17 protein-coding genes are annotated in these 16728 nt (G+C 38.7%); 9 read left to right on the plus strand and 8 right to left on the minus strand.

Annotated features, from left to right (window positions below; all coding sequences use genetic code 11):
- Window positions 1-113 precede the first annotated feature (113 nt).
- Both sodC and yccS read left to right on the plus strand, forming a co-directional pair.
- Window positions 114-683 carry a superoxide dismutase [Cu-Zn] SodC gene (gene sodC, locus OD757_RS11155; RefSeq protein ID WP_263032110.1) on the plus strand — a complete coding sequence of 190 codons (570 nt, stop codon included), beginning with the start codon at window positions 114-116 and terminating at the stop codon, window positions 681-683.
- A gap of 203 nt (window positions 684-886) precedes the next feature.
- Window positions 887-3037 carry a YccS family putative transporter gene (gene yccS, locus OD757_RS11160; RefSeq protein WP_263031914.1) on the plus strand — a complete coding sequence of 717 codons (2151 nt, stop codon included), beginning with the start codon at window positions 887-889 and terminating at the stop codon, window positions 3035-3037.
- Between the two features lie 41 nt (window positions 3038-3078).
- Here the strand turns inward: yccS and OD757_RS11165 are convergent, their stop codons facing one another.
- Together OD757_RS11165 and OD757_RS11170 are read right to left on the minus strand one after the other, a co-directional pair.
- On the minus strand, window positions 3079-4308 hold the full coding sequence (locus tag OD757_RS11165) for an MFS transporter (RefSeq protein WP_263031915.1): 1230 nt from the start codon (window positions 4306-4308) through the stop codon (window positions 3079-3081).
- Window positions 4309-4673: 365 nt separating this feature from the next.
- The gene (locus tag OD757_RS11170; RefSeq protein ID WP_263031916.1) at window positions 4674-5039 is read right to left on the minus strand and encodes a hypothetical protein; all 366 of its coding nucleotides are present in this window, start codon (window positions 5037-5039) and stop codon (window positions 4674-4676) included.
- Between the two features lie 241 nt (window positions 5040-5280).
- Between OD757_RS11170 and OD757_RS11175 the strand changes: the two genes are divergently transcribed.
- Window positions 5281-5868 carry an NAD(P)H-dependent oxidoreductase gene (locus tag OD757_RS11175; RefSeq protein ID WP_034678647.1) on the plus strand — a complete coding sequence of 196 codons (588 nt, stop codon included), beginning with the start codon at window positions 5281-5283 and terminating at the stop codon, window positions 5866-5868.
- A gap of 13 nt (window positions 5869-5881) precedes the next feature.
- Window positions 5882-6196: a putative quinol monooxygenase gene (locus tag OD757_RS11180; protein WP_263031917.1), complete on the plus strand. Its 315-nt coding sequence runs from the start codon at window positions 5882-5884 to the stop codon at window positions 6194-6196.
- Between the two features lie 47 nt (window positions 6197-6243).
- Here OD757_RS11180 and OD757_RS11185 read toward each other — a convergent pair whose 3' ends face one another.
- Window positions 6244-6612: a hypothetical protein gene (locus OD757_RS11185; protein WP_004789750.1), complete on the minus strand. Its 369-nt coding sequence runs from the start codon at window positions 6610-6612 to the stop codon at window positions 6244-6246.
- Between the two features lie 94 nt (window positions 6613-6706).
- Window positions 6707-8116: an FAD-binding oxidoreductase gene (locus OD757_RS11190; protein WP_009392035.1), complete on the minus strand. Its 1410-nt coding sequence runs from the start codon at window positions 8114-8116 to the stop codon at window positions 6707-6709.
- 389 nt (window positions 8117-8505) lie between these two features.
- Between OD757_RS11190 and serA the strand changes: the two genes are divergently transcribed.
- The 3 genes from serA to OD757_RS11205 all read left to right on the plus strand — a co-directional run bounded on the left by serA (window position 8506) and on the right by OD757_RS11205 (window position 11677).
- A complete protein-coding gene (gene serA, locus OD757_RS11195) occupies window positions 8506-9738 on the plus strand; it encodes a phosphoglycerate dehydrogenase (RefSeq protein ID WP_004789759.1) in 1233 nt (410 codons plus the stop codon).
- Window positions 9739-9836: 98 nt separating this feature from the next.
- Complete coding sequence (locus OD757_RS11200) at window positions 9837-10721, plus strand: EamA family transporter (RefSeq protein ID WP_263031918.1); 885 nt, start codon at window positions 9837-9839, stop codon at window positions 10719-10721.
- A 92-nt stretch (window positions 10722-10813) separates the two neighbouring features.
- Entirely contained in the window at window positions 10814-11677 is an 864-nt protein-coding gene (locus OD757_RS11205) for an EamA family transporter (protein ID WP_263031919.1), read from the plus strand.
- 7 nt (window positions 11678-11684) lie between these two features.
- Here the strand turns inward: OD757_RS11205 and OD757_RS11210 are convergent, their stop codons facing one another.
- The 3 genes from OD757_RS11210 to truB all read right to left on the minus strand — a co-directional run bounded on the left by OD757_RS11210 (window position 11685) and on the right by truB (window position 14042).
- Complete coding sequence (locus tag OD757_RS11210) at window positions 11685-12128, minus strand: hemerythrin domain-containing protein (protein ID WP_003653765.1); 444 nt, start codon at window positions 12126-12128, stop codon at window positions 11685-11687.
- A 212-nt stretch (window positions 12129-12340) separates the two neighbouring features.
- On the minus strand, window positions 12341-13117 hold the full coding sequence (locus tag OD757_RS11215; protein ID WP_005301047.1) for a sulfite exporter TauE/SafE family protein: 777 nt from the start codon (window positions 13115-13117) through the stop codon (window positions 12341-12343).
- Between the two features lie 19 nt (window positions 13118-13136).
- Window positions 13137-14042, minus strand: a complete 906-nt coding sequence (truB, locus tag OD757_RS11220) for a tRNA pseudouridine(55) synthase TruB (RefSeq protein WP_151826477.1) — start codon at window positions 14040-14042, stop codon at window positions 13137-13139.
- 153 nt (window positions 14043-14195) lie between these two features.
- Between truB and OD757_RS11225 the strand changes: the two genes are divergently transcribed.
- Together OD757_RS11225 and OD757_RS11230 are read left to right on the plus strand one after the other, a co-directional pair.
- On the plus strand, window positions 14196-15227 hold the full coding sequence (locus OD757_RS11225; protein ID WP_263031920.1) for a lipase secretion chaperone: 1032 nt from the start codon (window positions 14196-14198) through the stop codon (window positions 15225-15227).
- A 115-nt stretch (window positions 15228-15342) separates the two neighbouring features.
- Window positions 15343-16284, plus strand: a complete 942-nt coding sequence (locus OD757_RS11230; RefSeq protein WP_263032111.1) for a lipase family alpha/beta hydrolase — start codon at window positions 15343-15345, stop codon at window positions 16282-16284.
- Window positions 16285-16335: 51 nt separating this feature from the next.
- Here OD757_RS11230 and rplS read toward each other — a convergent pair whose 3' ends face one another.
- Window positions 16336-16704, minus strand: a complete 369-nt coding sequence (gene rplS, locus OD757_RS11235) for a 50S ribosomal protein L19 (protein WP_009391971.1) — start codon at window positions 16702-16704, stop codon at window positions 16336-16338.
- Window positions 16705-16728 lie beyond the last annotated feature (24 nt).

Genomic DNA, 16728 nt, shown 5'->3' on the forward strand with positions numbered 1-16728 from the left:
ATTTAAAAATGTTTCAAGATACAAAGTGACTATTTAAATTAACTTGTAGGCTAGGCCTTCCTTTGTTTGAATCAAACGATCATATATATTTATAAGGACATCCAATCATGCAGATGTTTAATAAAATTGGCGCAGTCTGTGCGCTTACAGCTTTTTTTACGGTTGGCTGTAGTTCAGTCACAAAAACTGTGTCTGATACAGCTCAAGCATTAACGACAATGCATACGAAAAAAGTGGTCGATGTAAATGAAGTGACTGCCGCTGGTATTGGTAAAAAATTAGGTACGATTAGCTTTCAAGATAGCGACAAAGGTTTAATTATTACGCCTGCTCTAGCAGACTTACCAAGCGGTACACGCGGCTTCCATATTCATGAAAATGCCTCTTGTGAACCAGCTGTAAAAGATGGAAAAGCTGGTGCTGCTTTAGCTGCTGGTAGTCACTACAACCCGAATCAAGCCCCTCATCACGGTACTCCAACAACTGGCCACTTAGGCGATTTACCTGCTTTAGTAGTCGATAATACTGGTGTTGCAACGACTGCTGTAATCGCACCTCGATTGAAACTTGCTGATATTCAAGGCCGAGCTATCATGATTCATGCGGGTGGCGACAATTATTCAGATTCACCTCTTCCTCTTGGCGGTGGTGGAGCACGAATTGCATGTGGTGTAATTAAATAATTTATGTCTTTTTCAAATTGTGGGTATCTAAAAAGATATCCACAATTTTGTTAATTTATTGACCGTTACAACTTCGTTTCACCCTAATAAAACCTTAAAAAGTGACTGACTTTTGTAGATAAAAAGAATAATATTTTTGAAGTAATAAAAATTTAAAGTTACATACTGCTTTCTCACGTATTCTCTAATTTAGAACAAAAGCCGTGAATTATCTGACCCAAATATTTAATAGTTTTAAGACAAACTCCATTTTAATTTATTGCCTGCAAATTTTGATTGTACTCACAGGTACAACTTTAGGTTTGCTTTGGCTAGGCCATAACGAACTCATCGTTCCCGTAACTTTAGGTGCGATTGCAGCAGCATTAACCGACTTTGATGATCGCTTAAGTATTCGATTACGAAACTTGATTTACGTCTGCCTCCTATTCTTTACAGTCAGTACTATTCTTGGCTTTTTAGCCCCTTACAAAATTTTCTTTATTTTATATCTTTCTCTTTCGAGCGCTTTTTTCATTTTATTAGGGGCTTTAGGGCAACGTTATGCCACGATTTCTTTTGGCACGATTCTGCTTTCCATTTATAGCATGTTCGGTTTGGGCGAATATGCTCATTGGTATCAGCAGCCCACCTATTTTGTTTATGGAGCTCTGTGGTACGGTTTCACTTCTATTTTATTTTTTATTATTAAACCGACACTTCCCTTACAAGATAAACTCTCACAAATTTTTAAAGAAATTTCTGTTTTACTTCAAGCAAAAGCACGTTTGTTTGATCCCGATAATAAAGAGAATGTTGAACAGCTTTTATATGAATTATCCCTACAAAATACACAAGTTGCTCAAAGCCTCAATCAGATACGTAGCTCCCTACTCACTCGGCTCAAGGCTTCACGTGTTAGTAATAAAAGTATTTATTGGTTAAATCTGTATTTTTTTGCGCGAGACATTCACGAACAAGCAACCTCTAATTATTTACATTACGAACGTATTCAACAGAACTTTAGCCGTAGCGATCTTATTTTCCGTTTCCAGAAAAACCTGCGCCTACAGGCACAAGCATGCCAAGATCTAGCACAGTGTATTTTACATAATCGACCATATCAGCCTTCACAAGAAAGCCAAACCGTACTAAATCATTTAGAAAGTTCTTTAAAGGACTGGATACAGCAGCATCCACAAAATTTTGAAGTTAAAAACTTAAAACTTATTTTTGATAATTTAAAAGGAATGCATGAACAGTTTGAACAACTACAATATGCACAGCCCTTCCCTGAAAATAATACCCAAACAAGACAGGAACACTTAAATTTACTTGATGATGATATTCAAGGATTTTCAGATCTGATTTTGAAACTTCGGCAGCAACTTACGCCGCAGTCAGCCCTATTTAGGCATGCCATACGAATTGCTGTCGTTTTCGCAGCAGGTTATGCGATTTCATTATTACCTTTTGCACAGCATGGTTATTGGATTTTACTGACTAGCTTATTTGTCTGTCAGATCACTTATTTTGCGACTAAAAGCCGTCTTAAACTAAGAACTATTGGCACCTTACTCGGGGTTTTATTAGGAATACCTATTTTATATTTTGTACCGAGTATTGAAGGCCAACTCATTCTTACCATTATTTGTGGAGTTAGCTTTTTCTACTTACGCCAGAAGAAATATGCCCTAGCAACACTGATGGCCACCCTCATGGTGCTATTAATTTTTAACTTAAAAGGTGCAGGTTACAGCATTATTTTACCTCGCCTAATCGATACCTTATTAGGCTGCTTGATTGCATGGCTTGCCGTAAACTTTATTTGGCCCGACTGGAACTTCCGCAATATTCCTAACAATATTAAGAAAAGTAGCAAAGCGACGCTAGATTATTTCAATGTGATTGCTCAGCAATATCAGTATGGTAAAAATCAGGATATAGAATACCGTCGAATTCGTCGTGCTGCCCATAATGCTCAAATCGAACTATCCAACATGATCTCGAGTTTAAGTGCTGAGCCGAATCCCAACCCTCAACTCATTCATTACGCTTTTCGCTATTTGGTTTATAGCCACAGCCAGCTAAGTTATGTGGCAGCGTTAGGTAGCCAACGTCAGAAAATTGATGAAGAGCAGGTTTTACAGTTATTACTACGTTGCCAAGAAATTTTGAGCCAAAGCGTACTTGAGCAAACCCGACCCGACCAGATGCTTATTTCTCAAATATTAAAAGAAATTCAAGACTTAACGGCTCAGGAACAATTAGCTGAGAAATACACTTTGGTCTTGAAACAAATCAGTTTATTGTTAGAAACATTACCAGAATTGCTCATGCTTAAAGACAAACTTTTAGAGCAAGAAATTACCTAATATTAAAAAAATACCGGAATATCGATTCCGGTATTTTTAATTTAGTCATTTCCTTCGAGCTTTCTTTCTTGCATTTCCTGCTTTAAAGCACTTCGTGGTTGAGTAAACCAAAGAGCAATAAAGGTAAATGCAGATAAGACAAAGGCCCATAAATGAAATTGCGTGTAGAGATAACGTACAAGTTCAATCATTGCAAAGAAACTCATCATCAGTAACATCGAAACTGCTGCGGCAACCGTTCCTTTTGATACCTCAGATGACATGAGTGCAAAGCGATATAAGACTGAAAAGCTAATTCCTTCACCAAAACAGATGAGCGTCATGCCTGTAAGCAAACAAGGAATTAAATAAGTTTGCCAAACTATACCTAATATTAAAATAACTGTACCGAGGAGCATAATCGGTAAACCAATCAGGATGGTTTTACCTAAAGCGAGACGGTCAATAATTTTAATTAAAACGATGTTGCCTACAATCAAACCTAGAAATACTGGAAATTGAGCCAAGCCATATTGCACACTGGTCAGCTTTAACTCATCAACCAAAATGATTGGAGATAAAGCAATCCACAGCATTAAAGGCATGCCCACTAACGGTAAGGCGAGACTTAAACCTAAAAAACGGCGGTTAGTGAACACCTTTTTAAAATCATCAAAAAGATAACTAAAAGGTTGCCGAGTTACACTGACCTGCTGACTTGGCATTTGTTTTTTCAAACCTATCCAACTGAGTAATGCCAATACAGCGATACCTACAAATCCCCAATGCCAAGACACATAATCAATTAAAAAGGCGCCAAGTACAGGTCCGAGCAAGGGCGCAAGCAGAGAAATATTTGCCATGAGCGCCATAACTTTAATTGCATCACGCTCAGCAAAGCTCTCTTGAATGGCAGCATAACCTACTGCGGAGATTACAGTTAAACCAATTCCCTGCAAAAATCTTAATGCCAGAAATTGTTCTATTTGCCGCGTTAGTAAAATTAAAAAGCAGCATAGAGCAAAGAATAAAACCCCTGCTAACAATACTTTTTTACGTCCGAGACGATCCGACAACGGCCCAAGTAACCATGCAACCGTAGCACCGCCTAATAAATAAAATGACATTGAAGACGGTGCCCAAGTAGCACTTACACCAAAATCTTCAGTAATTGCCAACATCGCTGGCTGAATAAGGTCATTACCAATATAAACCGCAAATTCAAATAGCACTAAGGCCAAAGGAAACATCAACGTTGTACGGTTCAACGTTGCCGTTTGAATATTTTTCATGAGTTGGACACTTCAAAATAGCGGCCATATGTCCTCTATGACTACATATTAAATAGGATGTAGTCATGATGATGACAGTATGGTCAATCAATCTTTAGATAAGTTTTTATATGCCGTGAGAGTGCATGTTTAGAATGTGAAACACCGTATTCACAAGGTGTTTAAGAAAAGAAAAATATGATATGAGATTCGGTAGTTCTTACCAATTGGCACAATTGCCGAGCGCAACAATAGCACTTTTTAAATTGCTCATCAATCATGCAATTTCAAGAATCTCAAATTTCAGTTTTTTGCTCTAAGAAACCTACAAATTTCTGTTGTGTACAAACTCAAAGTTATCCACATATTCGATAAAAAATTAAGCATCAAGGACAAGGGTTAACTTGAAAGTCTGAGGTTTCCTCTCCTTTTGTACATTGATAGCTTTGCTTTTTATTCACAATTTTCCAGACTTGCTGGTCTCGCTTTAATAAATATTCTGTACGGACTTTTGTTATTGCATCATCGCTAGGCTCTGTCTGTAAAATAGTGACTTGAGCATTAGAGGGATCATCGGCAGCATTCATTTGCTGTGAAATATCCAAATTGTTTGCAGCATTTAAAAGATCGGGTTGATCAAGTAATACTGCTTGGATCGGGCTATCAGCAAGTTGAGCAGAAGAATTTTTAGCTGGTGTACAAGCCGTTAGTGTTGCTAGGCTAAAAGCAATCAGCAAACTCATTTTTCTCATACGTGATCTCTCCGGTTTACCCAAATTTAATGCTAAAGTCTACAAACAATTTATTCCGTTCAACATTGTAACCGTGTTTATAAATATAAAGCTTTTCTTCAAAGCACATAACTCATTGTGAGCTAGCAAGCCAATATTACTGACTTTTAGTCAACAATATTTTTCCAATTCATGCATTTTTCAACAAGAGTAAATCCCTTAGAGTACACATCAATTTAGGAATTTAATTAGAGTGACTCCCATGAGTAAGATTTTAGTGATTAATGGTGCCAAACAATTTGCACATTCAAATGGTGAATTAAATGACACATTAACCACGCTCGCAACCACCCATCTCAAGGAACTTGGACATGACGTTCAAGTGACGCGCGCAGATAGCGATTACGATGCAGAAAATGAAGTTGAAAAATTCTTATGGGCAGATGTCGTTATTTACCAAATGCCAGGTTGGTGGATGGGTGCCCCTTGGACTGTAAAAAAATATATTGATGATGTATTTACTGTAGGCCACGGTTCACTTTATGCAAATGATGGTCGTAGCCGTTCTGATGCATCAAAAAAATATGGTTCAGGTGGTTTAATTCATGGCAAAAAATATATGCTGTCATTGACTTGGAATGCACCAATGGAAGCATTTGAAGATGCAGATCAATTTTTCCATGGCGTGGGTGTAGATGGTGTTTATTTACCATTTCATAAAGCAAATCAATTTTTAGGTATGAGTACATTACCGACTTTTATTGTTAATGACGTGATTAAAATGCCTGACGTTGATAGTTATGTTGAAGAATATAAAGCACACTTAAATAGTGTATTTGCAGCAGCTTAATAAGGAGAAATCCATGCTAACCATTATTGCAGAAATTCGCACCAAATCAGCTGGACAGCATCGTCAAAACGTACTGGATGCTTTTCAAAAAATTATTCCAACGGTTTTAGCAGAAGATGGTTGCCATGGCTATGAGCCTTTGATTGATCATAAGTCAAATGCGAGCTTCCAGACTCAAGAACCTGACACAATTGTGATGTTAGAAAAATGGGCAAGCGTTGCCCATCTTGAAGCACATTTGGCTACACCTCATATGCAAGCCCATCATGCAGCAGTTAAAGATGATGTCATTGATGTCAAAATTAAAATTTTAGAAAGCGGCGTATAATTTAGCCCATAAAAAAAGACGATATATTTATCGTCTTTTTTTTGTTTTTATGAGCAAAGCTGTGTTTGGAATCCTCTAGAGCCTTTCCCTCTCGCACACTGATAGCTTTTTTGCTTATTTTGTAATTGCCATTTTTCATCGACTAATTTAAATGCATATTCTGTTCGAATGGCAGAGACGGAGTCATCCATTAAACCGGTTTGAATGACAACAATACGGGAAACCGTTGGAGATTCTACTCGGTTAAACACTTGCTGAACTGAGGTGTTATTGTGCTCTTTTACAATCTCAGGTTGAGCTTTAAGTACTTGTTGCATTGGGGTCTCGGAGCCCACAAAAGGAATTAATTTACTGGTCGTTGCACACCCAGTGAAAAGTCCAGCACAGAGCGCTGAAATTAAAAATAAACGTTGCATTTTTATCACCAAAAACAAAAGGCATAGCTTTATGATGCTATGCCTTTGCTGGTTACTCTGTAGAAACTATGTAGTTCTAAAGATTGCTGCTCTGTTACAGATCAAATAATTTGCCTGGGTTCATAATCCCGTTCGGGTCAAACGTCAACTTCAATGCCTTCATATATTCAATTTCTTCAGCTGAACGTGAATATTCCAAATATGGTTTTTTCGTCATGCCTACACCATGTTCAGCAGAGATTGAACCGTCGTATTTTTTAACGGTATCGAACACATATTTATTGACGACCTGACATTTCGCAAAGAACTCATCTTTAGTTAAGTTTTCAGGTTTTAAAATATTTAAGTGCAAGTTACCGTCACCAATATGACCGAACCAGCAAATTTCAAAATCAGGATAGTTCTCTTGAACAATGGCATCAATCTCGCGAATAAATGCAGGTACGTGAGTAATTAATACTGAAATATCGTTTTTATATGGAGTGAACGGCGCGATTGATTCAGAGATATCTTCGCGTAAACGCCATAAACTTTCGACTTGGTCAAGGCTCTGGCTCATTACGCCATCAAGTACCCAACCCTGCTCCATACAATGCTCAAAAATCTCCATCGCTTTATCGATAATCGGCTCATACGGCGCTTCAAACTCAAGCAATACATAGAATGGACATTCAGTTTCAAATGGACGTTGTACATGACCATTGTTTAAAACTTTTTGCATTGCAAGTTCACCAAAGAACTCAAACGCAGTTAAATCAATATCTTTTTGGAAAGCATGTAGTACAGGCATTACTGCATCAAAATCAGGAACACCTAAAACTAAAACTTGTAAGTTTTGTGGTTGACGCTCAAGTTTAATTTCTGCTTCAGTCACTAAACCTAATGTACCTTCACCACCAATAAACAAATGCTGTAATGCATAACCAGTTGCATTTTTAACCATGCCTTTGTTTAAACGTAAAATATCACCTTTACCAGTAACAACGGTTAAACCAAGTACCCAGTTACGTGTCATGCCATATTTAATGACTTTAATACCACCCGCATTGGTTCCTATATTACCGCCAATCTGGCTAGAACCCGCTGACGCGAAGTCAACCGGATAATACATCCCTTGTTCTTCTGCATAATTTTGCAATTGTTCAGTCACAACACCAGCTTGAACACGTACCATACGGTCTGCTGGGAAGAACTCAAGAATCTGGTTCATTTTGTCCATGCTAATGACAATTTCACCATTGGTTGCTACAGCACCAGCAGAGAGACCAGTACGACCACCTGATGGTGTAATCGCAATATTAAACTGGTTCGCAAGCTTCACAACAGCTTGTACTTGCTCAGTAGTCGATGGAAAAACGATGACCGATGGGTTCGGATTAAAATGCTTGGTATGATCTTTACCCCAGTTTTCGAGACTATCAGCATCGGTTTTAATACGGTTTTCACCGACGATTGCTGTTAATTGGGTAAGTAACTCAGGTGTTAAAGCGACTGGAGCATTCATCGTTTGCAGACCTAGCAAGAAGTAAACTGTGGTGGGACTATGACCTCATATTTCTCAAAGTTTTCACCTGAGCAAAGCCATAATGTTCATTTGAACATTTGAACAGCTATATTCTACATGTAACTACACAAGCGATAAAGTTCAGAATAGAGATACTGTCACTACAAAACATGTTTAACGTTCATAAATAGCGTTTTATAAAGCCGCCAAATAACAATCTTTCAGAAGTTATATGACAAGCATATTTTCAAAAGATCGACAAGCCATAAACAGAAGTGATTAGCCATAGATAAAATTGCCATAAGACGAGGGCGCAAACGAAATATCTATAGCACCGCCCAGTATGTTATTATACCGCCACCAAATTTGGCCTTTGTAGCGGAGCCGTAATGAGCCAACATCTTTCACTACCTAAAGATAAAATCCGTTTCCTTTTGTTAGAAGGCGTTCACCAAAACGCAGTCGATACTCTAAACGCTGCGGGTTACACCAATATTGACTATCGCAAAACTGCTCTTGAAGGCGAAGCGCTAAAAGAAGCTGTTAAAGATGCTCACTTTATTGGTATTCGTTCGCGTACCCAATTGACTGAAGAAGTTTTCGAAGCTGCAAATAAATTGATCGCTGTAGGTTGTTTCTGTATCGGAACAAACCAAGTTGATCTTAAAGCAGCAATGGCACGTGGTATTCCTGTATTTAACGCACCGTATTCAAATACGCGTTCGGTAGCAGAACTTGTACTTGCTGAAACGATTCTTCTTCTTCGCCGTGTTCCTGAAAAATCGGCGGCTTGTCATCGTGGTGGTTGGGATAAGTCTGCTGTCGGTTCTTTCGAAACTCGTGGGAAAACTTTAGGTATTGTAGGTTACGGTTCCATCGGTTCTCAGCTTTCTGTTCTTGCTGAAAGCTTAGGTATGCATGTTATTTATTACGATGCAGTGACTAAATTACCAATGGGTAATGCTCGCCAAGTGGGTTCATTAGATGAACTTTTAGCGACTGCTGATGTCGTTACATTACATGTGCCTGATGTTCCATCTACACGCAACTTCTTCACTAAAGCACAATTTGCAAAAATGAAAGAAGGCGCAATCTTCCTAAATGCTGCACGTGGTACATGTGTAGTCATTGAAGATTTAGCAGATGCAATCAAGTCTGGTCATATTGCTGGTGCAGCGGTTGACGTATTCCCTAAAGAACCAAAAGCAAATGGTGAAGAGTTTGTTTCTCCACTTCGCGGCTTAGACAATGTGATTTTGACTCCTCACGTTGGTGGTTCAACCATGGAAGCGCAAGCAAACATCGGTTTAGAAGTTGCAGAGAAATTTGTTGCTTACTCTGACAAGGGTATGACGCTTTCTGCGGTGAACTTCCCAGAAATCGCTTTACCATTGACTGCTGGCCAACATCGTTTATTGCACATCCACAAAAACGTACCGGGCGTATTGTCTAAAATCAACAACTTGTTTGCTGAGCAAGGCATCAACATTTCTGGTCAATCACTTATGACTAAAGGTGACATCGGTTACCTCGTAATGGACGTTGACGCTTCTGCTTCTCATGAAGCTTTAGATATGTTGCATGAAGTTGAAGGTACAATTCGCGTGCGCGTATTGTTCTAATACGAACTGTAAATTTAAAAGCCACAGCATTGTCTGTGGCTTTTTTATGGGTATTTACATTATCATGTGAAAAGTATACCAATTGATCAAATAATAAAATGTCCAGTTCGAACCAGAAATCTCAGCTACATGCTCTGGGCTTTCTTATTCTCGCTATGCTGAGCGTACAAAGCAGTGCTTCTTTAGCTAAATTTCTGTTCCAGAGCTTTCCTACCCTTACCGTTTCAGCAATGCGCTTATGCTTAGGTGCAATTATTCTTGCCTTTATTTTTAGAATTTGGCGAATTAATTTTAGTCAGGTCCGTTGGAAAGCTATTTTAGCGTATGGCTTTGCTCTTGCAGGAATGAACGCACTTTTTTATCTGTCAATTGAGCGATTACCAATTGGTATTGCAGTTGCTTTTGAATTTATTGGACCCTTAAGTGTAGCCTTATATCACGCACGCCAAAAATATGACTTCATTTGGGTCAGTTTAGCGATTGTTGGCCTCATTTTACTTTTCCCTTTCAATCAGGCTCATAGTCTGGATTGGATCGGAGTATTATTTGCGGTTAGTGCGGGTGCATGTTGGGCACTTTATATTATCGCTGGACAGAAACCTTCAGGTATATCAGGCAATCACACAGTGTGTTTAGGAATGAGTGTGGGCGCATGCATACTATTACCCATTACTTTTTTCTCAGGCTCAATAGGGCAAGTGATAGAGCTCCCTTATATTTTTTATTTTATTGGTTTAGCAATTTTAGCCAGCGCATTACCATTCTCTTTAGAAATGCTAGCACTACGTAATTTAACACCTTTAAGTTTCGGGACATTGATGAGCCTAGAACCTGCGGTTGCCGCACTTTCTGGTTTTATCTTTTTAGGTGAATATTTGTTATGGAATCAATGGCTGGCACTCGCAACAATTATTGCAGCTTCGGTCGGTTGTACCATAACCACCCAAAAAGCACGTCTAGAACGTGAAAAAACAGTAAGTTAAAACGGCTAAAACTGCGAGTTAAAACGTGGCATTCGCTATAATTGACCATTGTTAGTTTTAAATAATATTAGATGAGGCCCTACGGTATTTCCATGCAGAATCTTCCCATTATTGCTGTGCTATATATGATTCTGTCGATGGTTTCATATCAAATTAGTGCTTCATTTGCTAAGCAGCTCATTGCAACATTAGATCCTCTCACCGTTACAATTTTAAGGCTGAGCTTTGCAACATTTATTGTCGCTATCATGTTCCGCTCATGGAAAATCTGGTCACGCTTACCTTATTTAAAATGGCGTGATTTATTGATGTATTGCGCGTCTCTAGGCCTCATGAATATTTTATTTTATACGTCGCTTGGAAAGTTACCTCAAGGAATTGCAGTGGGTTTAGAGTTTATTGGCCCGTTAGGACTTGCTCTACTTTCCATTAAACAAAAGAGTGACTACATTTGGGTGGCACTTGCGATGCTAGGTATTGCACTCATGGTTCCTTGGCAAGATCCAACTCAACATCACTTTTCATATGTGGGCGCTGCCTGTGCACTAGGCGCGGGGCTTTGCTGGGCTTTTTATATTTATTTTGGTCAAAAAGTCGTGACCCAAAATATCGGGATGCATGCGTTAACTATCGGAATTGGATTATCCGCACTAACCTTATTACCAATCGGGATCTGGCATAATGCTCCTGCATTACTTGAGACAGAGTACTGGGGTAAAGCTTTAATTATTGCGGTTTTAGCAACCGCTATACCATATGCACTTGATTTGATGGCGCTCAAACAACTCACTAAATTAACTTACGGCACCTTGTCGAGTTTAGCACCAGCATTAGCAGCATTAACGGGTTTCTTATTACTTCATGAAGAAATCAGCATGCTGCAATGGGTAGCTTTAGCTTGCGTAATGCTCGCCTCTATTGGTGTTACTTTAAGAAGTACTAAAAAAGTAGCGTAGTTAAATACTATTGCTGTTTTTTATACTTTTTATATTCCTTTAAATATTTATTACCGAGCGTTTCTTTTTCACTATCTTTAAGAATTTTTCCCGCCTGTTGGAAAAACTTATGCTCTTCTTCTTTTAAATGGTGATGGACTTTTTCACTCAACTGTTTGGCGGTTGCTAACCAGCTTGGGCTACTCATATCAGTTTTTTCGAGCTGTTCGACCAACTCATCCATTTCATGATGCTCAGATAAAGCATGTCTTGTAATATCTAAACCGACATCATCAAACATTAAAGGGATGTATAAATAACGGTCTTCAGCAACAGAATGCGCATACAGTTCATTTTTTAATGCATCAAATAATTCTTTTCTTTCTTCGGTTAAACCATGTGTCTGAACGAGTTGTTCAGAAAGGTTGCGTTGATTTTCGTGGCTTTCTCTTAATGCTTCGAAAATATTCATTCTCTTCCTCATTTTTTAGCTAAAAAATCTTTTTTATTTCAAGGATTATCATACGTTGAAATTTATATTGTCTAAGTAGCTTAAAATGAGACTATTTTTTACACAGTTTTATTTCTAGTAAACTTCTGTAATGATTTTTATATTTCTAATTTTAAATGATACATAAAAGTATGAACTGCATTTTAGGAACAGCTCATACTTTTTAATCTTATTTAACCCGTAACAAACATTTGATAGCCCAAACGGCAAATCAGAATACTCACTAAAATTAAAAAGATAATACGGACAAAACCACTACCGTATTTAAGCGCGGTACGTACCCCAACAACAGAACCAAGCACGTTTGCAACAGCCATCATTAAACCAATATGCAAAATAGCGTGACCAGTTGGAATGAGGAAACTCAAGGCAGCTAAGTTCGTCATAAAGTTACCGATTTTTGACAACGCTGAAGCATGCAAGAAATCAACTTGTAAAAAACGGATAAAGAAGAAGATAAAGAAACTACCTGTACCCGGCCCAAAAATACCGTCATAAAAACCGATCGCCAAACTACCAATAGCCGCTAAAATTAGCATCTTATTGGTAATTTTTTGCTCAGTATGAACCTGTCCGAAGTTCTTTTTAACTAGCGTATAAACTGCAATCACAATCAACATCACGAACACGAAAGGACGCAATACAGATTGGGGTATAAGTGATAAACAAGCTGCGCCAGCAAAAGAGCTAATCAAAGCACAAATGGCAATAACCGCTAATAGTTTCCATTGCAACTTTACTTTTTTAGCAAATGTATAAGCCGCCGACGCCGTACCAAAAATAGATGAGACTTTATTGGTACCAATTACCGTAGCAGTTGACATGTTGGGAAAAGTGCTCATGATCCCAGGAATCTGGATGAGTCCACCACCGCCAACAGCTGCATCAATGGCTCCCGCAGTAAACGCAAAAAAGATCAAACTAAGGATAACATCCCATTCCATGCCCATGCTCTATACTCTACATCTACTACAAATTTAAGATACGTTTCGGTACCAACCGTTTTTTATCGGTAATCTCAGCTAAGCCTAAACAGCGCTCACCCGAAAAAACTAAAACTTCTGCTTCTGCAGAATGCTCAATATTGCTTTCTAAACCGTTGCAAAAATATTTTTCACGTCCTTCAGGCACCTGAATTTTTAAGAAATGGTCAACTGGAGCATAAACTGGAAGTAGCAAAGCTTCTCTTTGCTCTTCTGTTAAGCTTTCCAGATATTCAATGGTATAACTCGGAATAAGCTCAAAATGTCCTGTTTGAGTCCGATTTAGCATCGTTAAATGCCCACCACAACCAAGTGCTTCACCAATATCTTCACCGAGTACACGGATGTATGTTCCTTTAGAACAAGTGACATCCAGAGTGATACTATTTTCGGTAAATTCGATTAACTCTAAAGCATAAATGGTGACTGGACGTGCTTCACGCTCAATCTCAATACCTTTTCGGGCAAGCTCATATAACGGTCTGCCTTCTTTTTTCAAAGCCGAGTACATCGGCGGAACTTGTTGAATATCACCTCTAAATTTTTCTAAGGTTTGTTCAATAAGCTCTTGGTTGAGAACAGGAACGGAGCGTTCTTGTAGAATCTCCCCTTCCACATCACCTGTCGTTGTGGTTTGCCCCAATCGAACAGTAGTTTGGTAGCGCTTTGTTGAGTCCAGCAAATAATGTGAGAACTTGGTAGCTTCTCCCAAACAAATCGGGAGTAAACCTGTCGCCAATGGATCTAAAGCTCCAGTATGACCTGCTTTTTGGGCGCGATATAACCAACGCACTTTTTGCAAAGCCGCATTTGAACTTAAGCCTAATGGTTTATTTAATAGAAATACACCACTGATATGGCGACGAGAAATTTTTTGATTTTTTGTCGTCATTTTTACTGGAACACAAAGCTAGAAAAAAGTGCCGACATGTTAGCAAATTCGGCAAGATATTTTCATAATATTTAGGTGCCTTTTCACTTATTTTATGGCACATTAATGATCGAGTAAAAAAACAACAAATTAAAACTTAAGGAAGATATCTTTATGCAAGGAATGCAGAAGAAGGTATTGTGGTGTGTGCTCGGATTTTTTATTTTGAGTCTCATTGCATGTGTATATTGGCTAAGTCCTGATTCAAAAAATACCTCAGCTCAGATCAATGAAAATAAAGCTCAAAATTTAGTATCAGCTCCTCAGACAAATCATTCATCGTTAAACGAAGATGCGTACCATAGTAAAAGTCAGCAAGATACAGAAGTTAACTGCGAGTTAAAAATTGATAGTTCTCAACATTTGGTCGTAAATAGTCAAACCCGCGACTGTTTTGAATATTTTATTACCCAATATGGGGAAAATGATTTAGAACAAATCAAAAATCACTTTGGGAAATTTATTCAGGGCCAATATTTAGAGCCAGCTCGCTCACAAATTATGGACTTATGGACCCGTTATTTAAAATATCGTGAACAGCTTGCCCAAATCCAGCCACCTTCAGCAAAACAACAAGATAAAAATTATTTTCAAAAGATTTTTAATTCAATTCAAGATATAAGAAAACGCTTCTTTTCTGCTTCTGAAATTGAAGGACTTTTCTCAACCGAAGATATCTATCAGAACTATACGCTTGATCGTATGCAAATACTTGAGGACTCGTCTTTAAGCGAAATTGAAAAGGCACAAAAGCTTAAAGAGCGTTTTGAAGAACTTCCAGAAGACTGGCAACAAAATCTACAAGAACTCTCCAAACTTGATGATTTACATACGCTGACCAAACAAATTAAAGCTCGTCATGGTTCACCAGAAGAACTTAGACAAATGCGTACAGCACTTGTTGGAGCCGAGGCGACTCAAAGATTAGAAACGTTAGATAGCCAGCGTAGTGCTTGGCAACAAAGAGTGACCAGTTACCTCGATAGTCGAGATGAAATTATTAAAAGTAACATGAGTGATAGCGCCAAAAATCAAGCTATTCAGCAGTTACGCCAACAACAATTCAATTCATCACAAGAACAACTAAGACTTCGAACTTTTGAAACGGTCCATGATCAGGGAGGTGAACTGCCATTTAATTATTAAGCCTTTTCTTTTAGGAATAGGCTAAACATTCACTAGCAGTAAGAAGCTGCTTTTCATACAAAATAAAAATAGTGAGTAAAAAATGAAAAGGAAGTTAATGTTTTTCTGCGCTGCAATGCTCTCAGGACTGAGTATTTCAGTGGCCCATGCTACAAATGCTGAACAAGTTAAAAGCTCGTTCGTCTATTCATCTTACGCACAAACCAAATACCCAATGGTTTTTAATCACGGTATGGCGGGTTTTAACAGAGTTGGAACAGATACGCTTGGTCTCGATTACTGGTACCAAATTCTTCCTGATCTTGCCCGCAATGGAGGAAATGTCTGGGCTACAAGAGTGTCACCTTTTAACTCTACAGAAGTGCGTGGAGAACAACTTGCCCAGCAAGTAGAAGAAATTATTGCCATTACAGGGAAACCTAAAGTCAACTTAATCGGTCATAGCCATGGGGGCCCGACAATTCGCTATGTGGCCGGTGTCATGCCAGAAAAAGTGGCGTCACTCACCACGATTGGTGCACCTCACAAGGGATCACCAATGGCAGATGTCATCCTGAACGTTGAGGGTACTCCTCTGTCCGGATTGGCAACGTTAGTAAACTGGTTTTCAGCAGCCATTACTTGGGCAGGAGGCCTAGATCCAACAAGCTATCCGCATGACTCTTTAGCAGCTGCTCATAGCTTATCAACTCAAGGCTCCGCTCAATTTAATGCTCAATTCCCTATGGGTGTACCAACCACCTCTTGTGGTGAGGGGACATATCAAGAGAAAGGCATTTATATGTACTCTTTCTCAGGAAATAAAGCACTAACTAATCCATTAGATCCATTTGATATTGCCCTTACCGGCAGTAGCTTAGTGGTTGATCCATTTGGCGATAATGATGGACTTGTTTCCCGATGTAGCGCCAAATTTGGTAAAACAATTCGTGATGATTACAACTGGAATCATTTAGATGAAGTGAACCAAGTGCTGGGGATACGCTCTATTTTTGCCTCAGATCCTGTCTCGGTTTACCGTCAACACGCAAACCGTTTGAAGCTCCAAGGACTATAATTTTTAAATAAAAAATGCGCCAATTGGCGCATTTTTTTACTCGCTATAAGCTTACGCTTTACGAGCTGGTAATTTTTCACGAATACGTGCAGCTTTACCAGACAAGTCACGGAGGTAGTAAAGTTTAGCACGACGAACGTCACCACGACGTTTCACTTCGATTTTAGCAACAACTGGTGAGTGAGTTTGGAATACACGCTCAACACCAACACCGCTAGAAATTTTACGAACTGTGAATGCAGAGTTTAAACCACGGTTTTTCTTCGCGATTACAACACCTTCAAATGCCTGAAGACGCTCACGCTCACCTTCTTTTACTTTAACTTGGACAATAACAGTGTCACCAGGAGCAAAAGCAGGGATATCAGTTTTTAACTGTGCATTTTCAACAGCTTGAACTAAAGGATGTTTACCACTCATTGTGGGAATCTCCAATATGTGCGG

The organism is Acinetobacter sp. AYS6 (assembly GCF_025630795.1).
GTDB lineage: Bacteria > Pseudomonadota > Gammaproteobacteria > Pseudomonadales > Moraxellaceae > Acinetobacter.

Bases quoted from the DNA above. Each gene is read 5' to 3' on its own strand.
- OD757_RS11210 (WP_003653765.1), bottom strand. From the start codon at position 12,128: ATGAATATTTTCGAAGCATTAAGAGAAAGCCACGAAAATCAACGCAAC.
- OD757_RS11230 (WP_263032111.1), top strand. From the start codon at position 15,343: ATGCTCTCAGGACTGAGTATTTCAGTGGCCCATGCTACAAATGCTGAA.
- truB (WP_151826477.1), bottom strand. From the start codon at position 14,042: ATGACGACAAAAAATCAAAAAATTTCTCGTCGCCATATCAGTGGTGTA.
- OD757_RS11170 (WP_263031916.1), bottom strand. From the start codon at position 5,039: ATGAGAAAAATGAGTTTGCTGATTGCTTTTAGCCTAGCAACACTAACG.
- OD757_RS11215 (WP_005301047.1), bottom strand. From the start codon at position 13,117: ATGGGCATGGAATGGGATGTTATCCTTAGTTTGATCTTTTTTGCGTTT.
- sodC (WP_263032110.1), top strand. From the start codon at position 114: ATGTTTAATAAAATTGGCGCAGTCTGTGCGCTTACAGCTTTTTTTACG.
- rplS (WP_009391971.1), bottom strand. From the start codon at position 16,704: ATGAGTGGTAAACATCCTTTAGTTCAAGCTGTTGAAAATGCACAGTTA.
- serA (WP_004789759.1), top strand. From the start codon at position 8,506: ATGAGCCAACATCTTTCACTACCTAAAGATAAAATCCGTTTCCTTTTG.
- OD757_RS11205 (WP_263031919.1), top strand. From the start codon at position 10,814: ATGCAGAATCTTCCCATTATTGCTGTGCTATATATGATTCTGTCGATG.
- OD757_RS11180 (WP_263031917.1), top strand. From the start codon at position 5,882: ATGCTAACCATTATTGCAGAAATTCGCACCAAATCAGCTGGACAGCAT.
- OD757_RS11225 (WP_263031920.1), top strand. From the start codon at position 14,196: ATGCAAGGAATGCAGAAGAAGGTATTGTGGTGTGTGCTCGGATTTTTT.
- OD757_RS11190 (WP_009392035.1), bottom strand. From the start codon at position 8,116: ATGAATGCTCCAGTCGCTTTAACACCTGAGTTACTTACCCAATTAACA.
- OD757_RS11175 (WP_034678647.1), top strand. From the start codon at position 5,281: ATGAGTAAGATTTTAGTGATTAATGGTGCCAAACAATTTGCACATTCA.
- OD757_RS11200 (WP_263031918.1), top strand. From the start codon at position 9,837: ATGTCCAGTTCGAACCAGAAATCTCAGCTACATGCTCTGGGCTTTCTT.
- OD757_RS11165 (WP_263031915.1), bottom strand. From the start codon at position 4,308: ATGAAAAATATTCAAACGGCAACGTTGAACCGTACAACGTTGATGTTT.
- OD757_RS11185 (WP_004789750.1), bottom strand. From the start codon at position 6,612: ATGCAACGTTTATTTTTAATTTCAGCGCTCTGTGCTGGACTTTTCACT.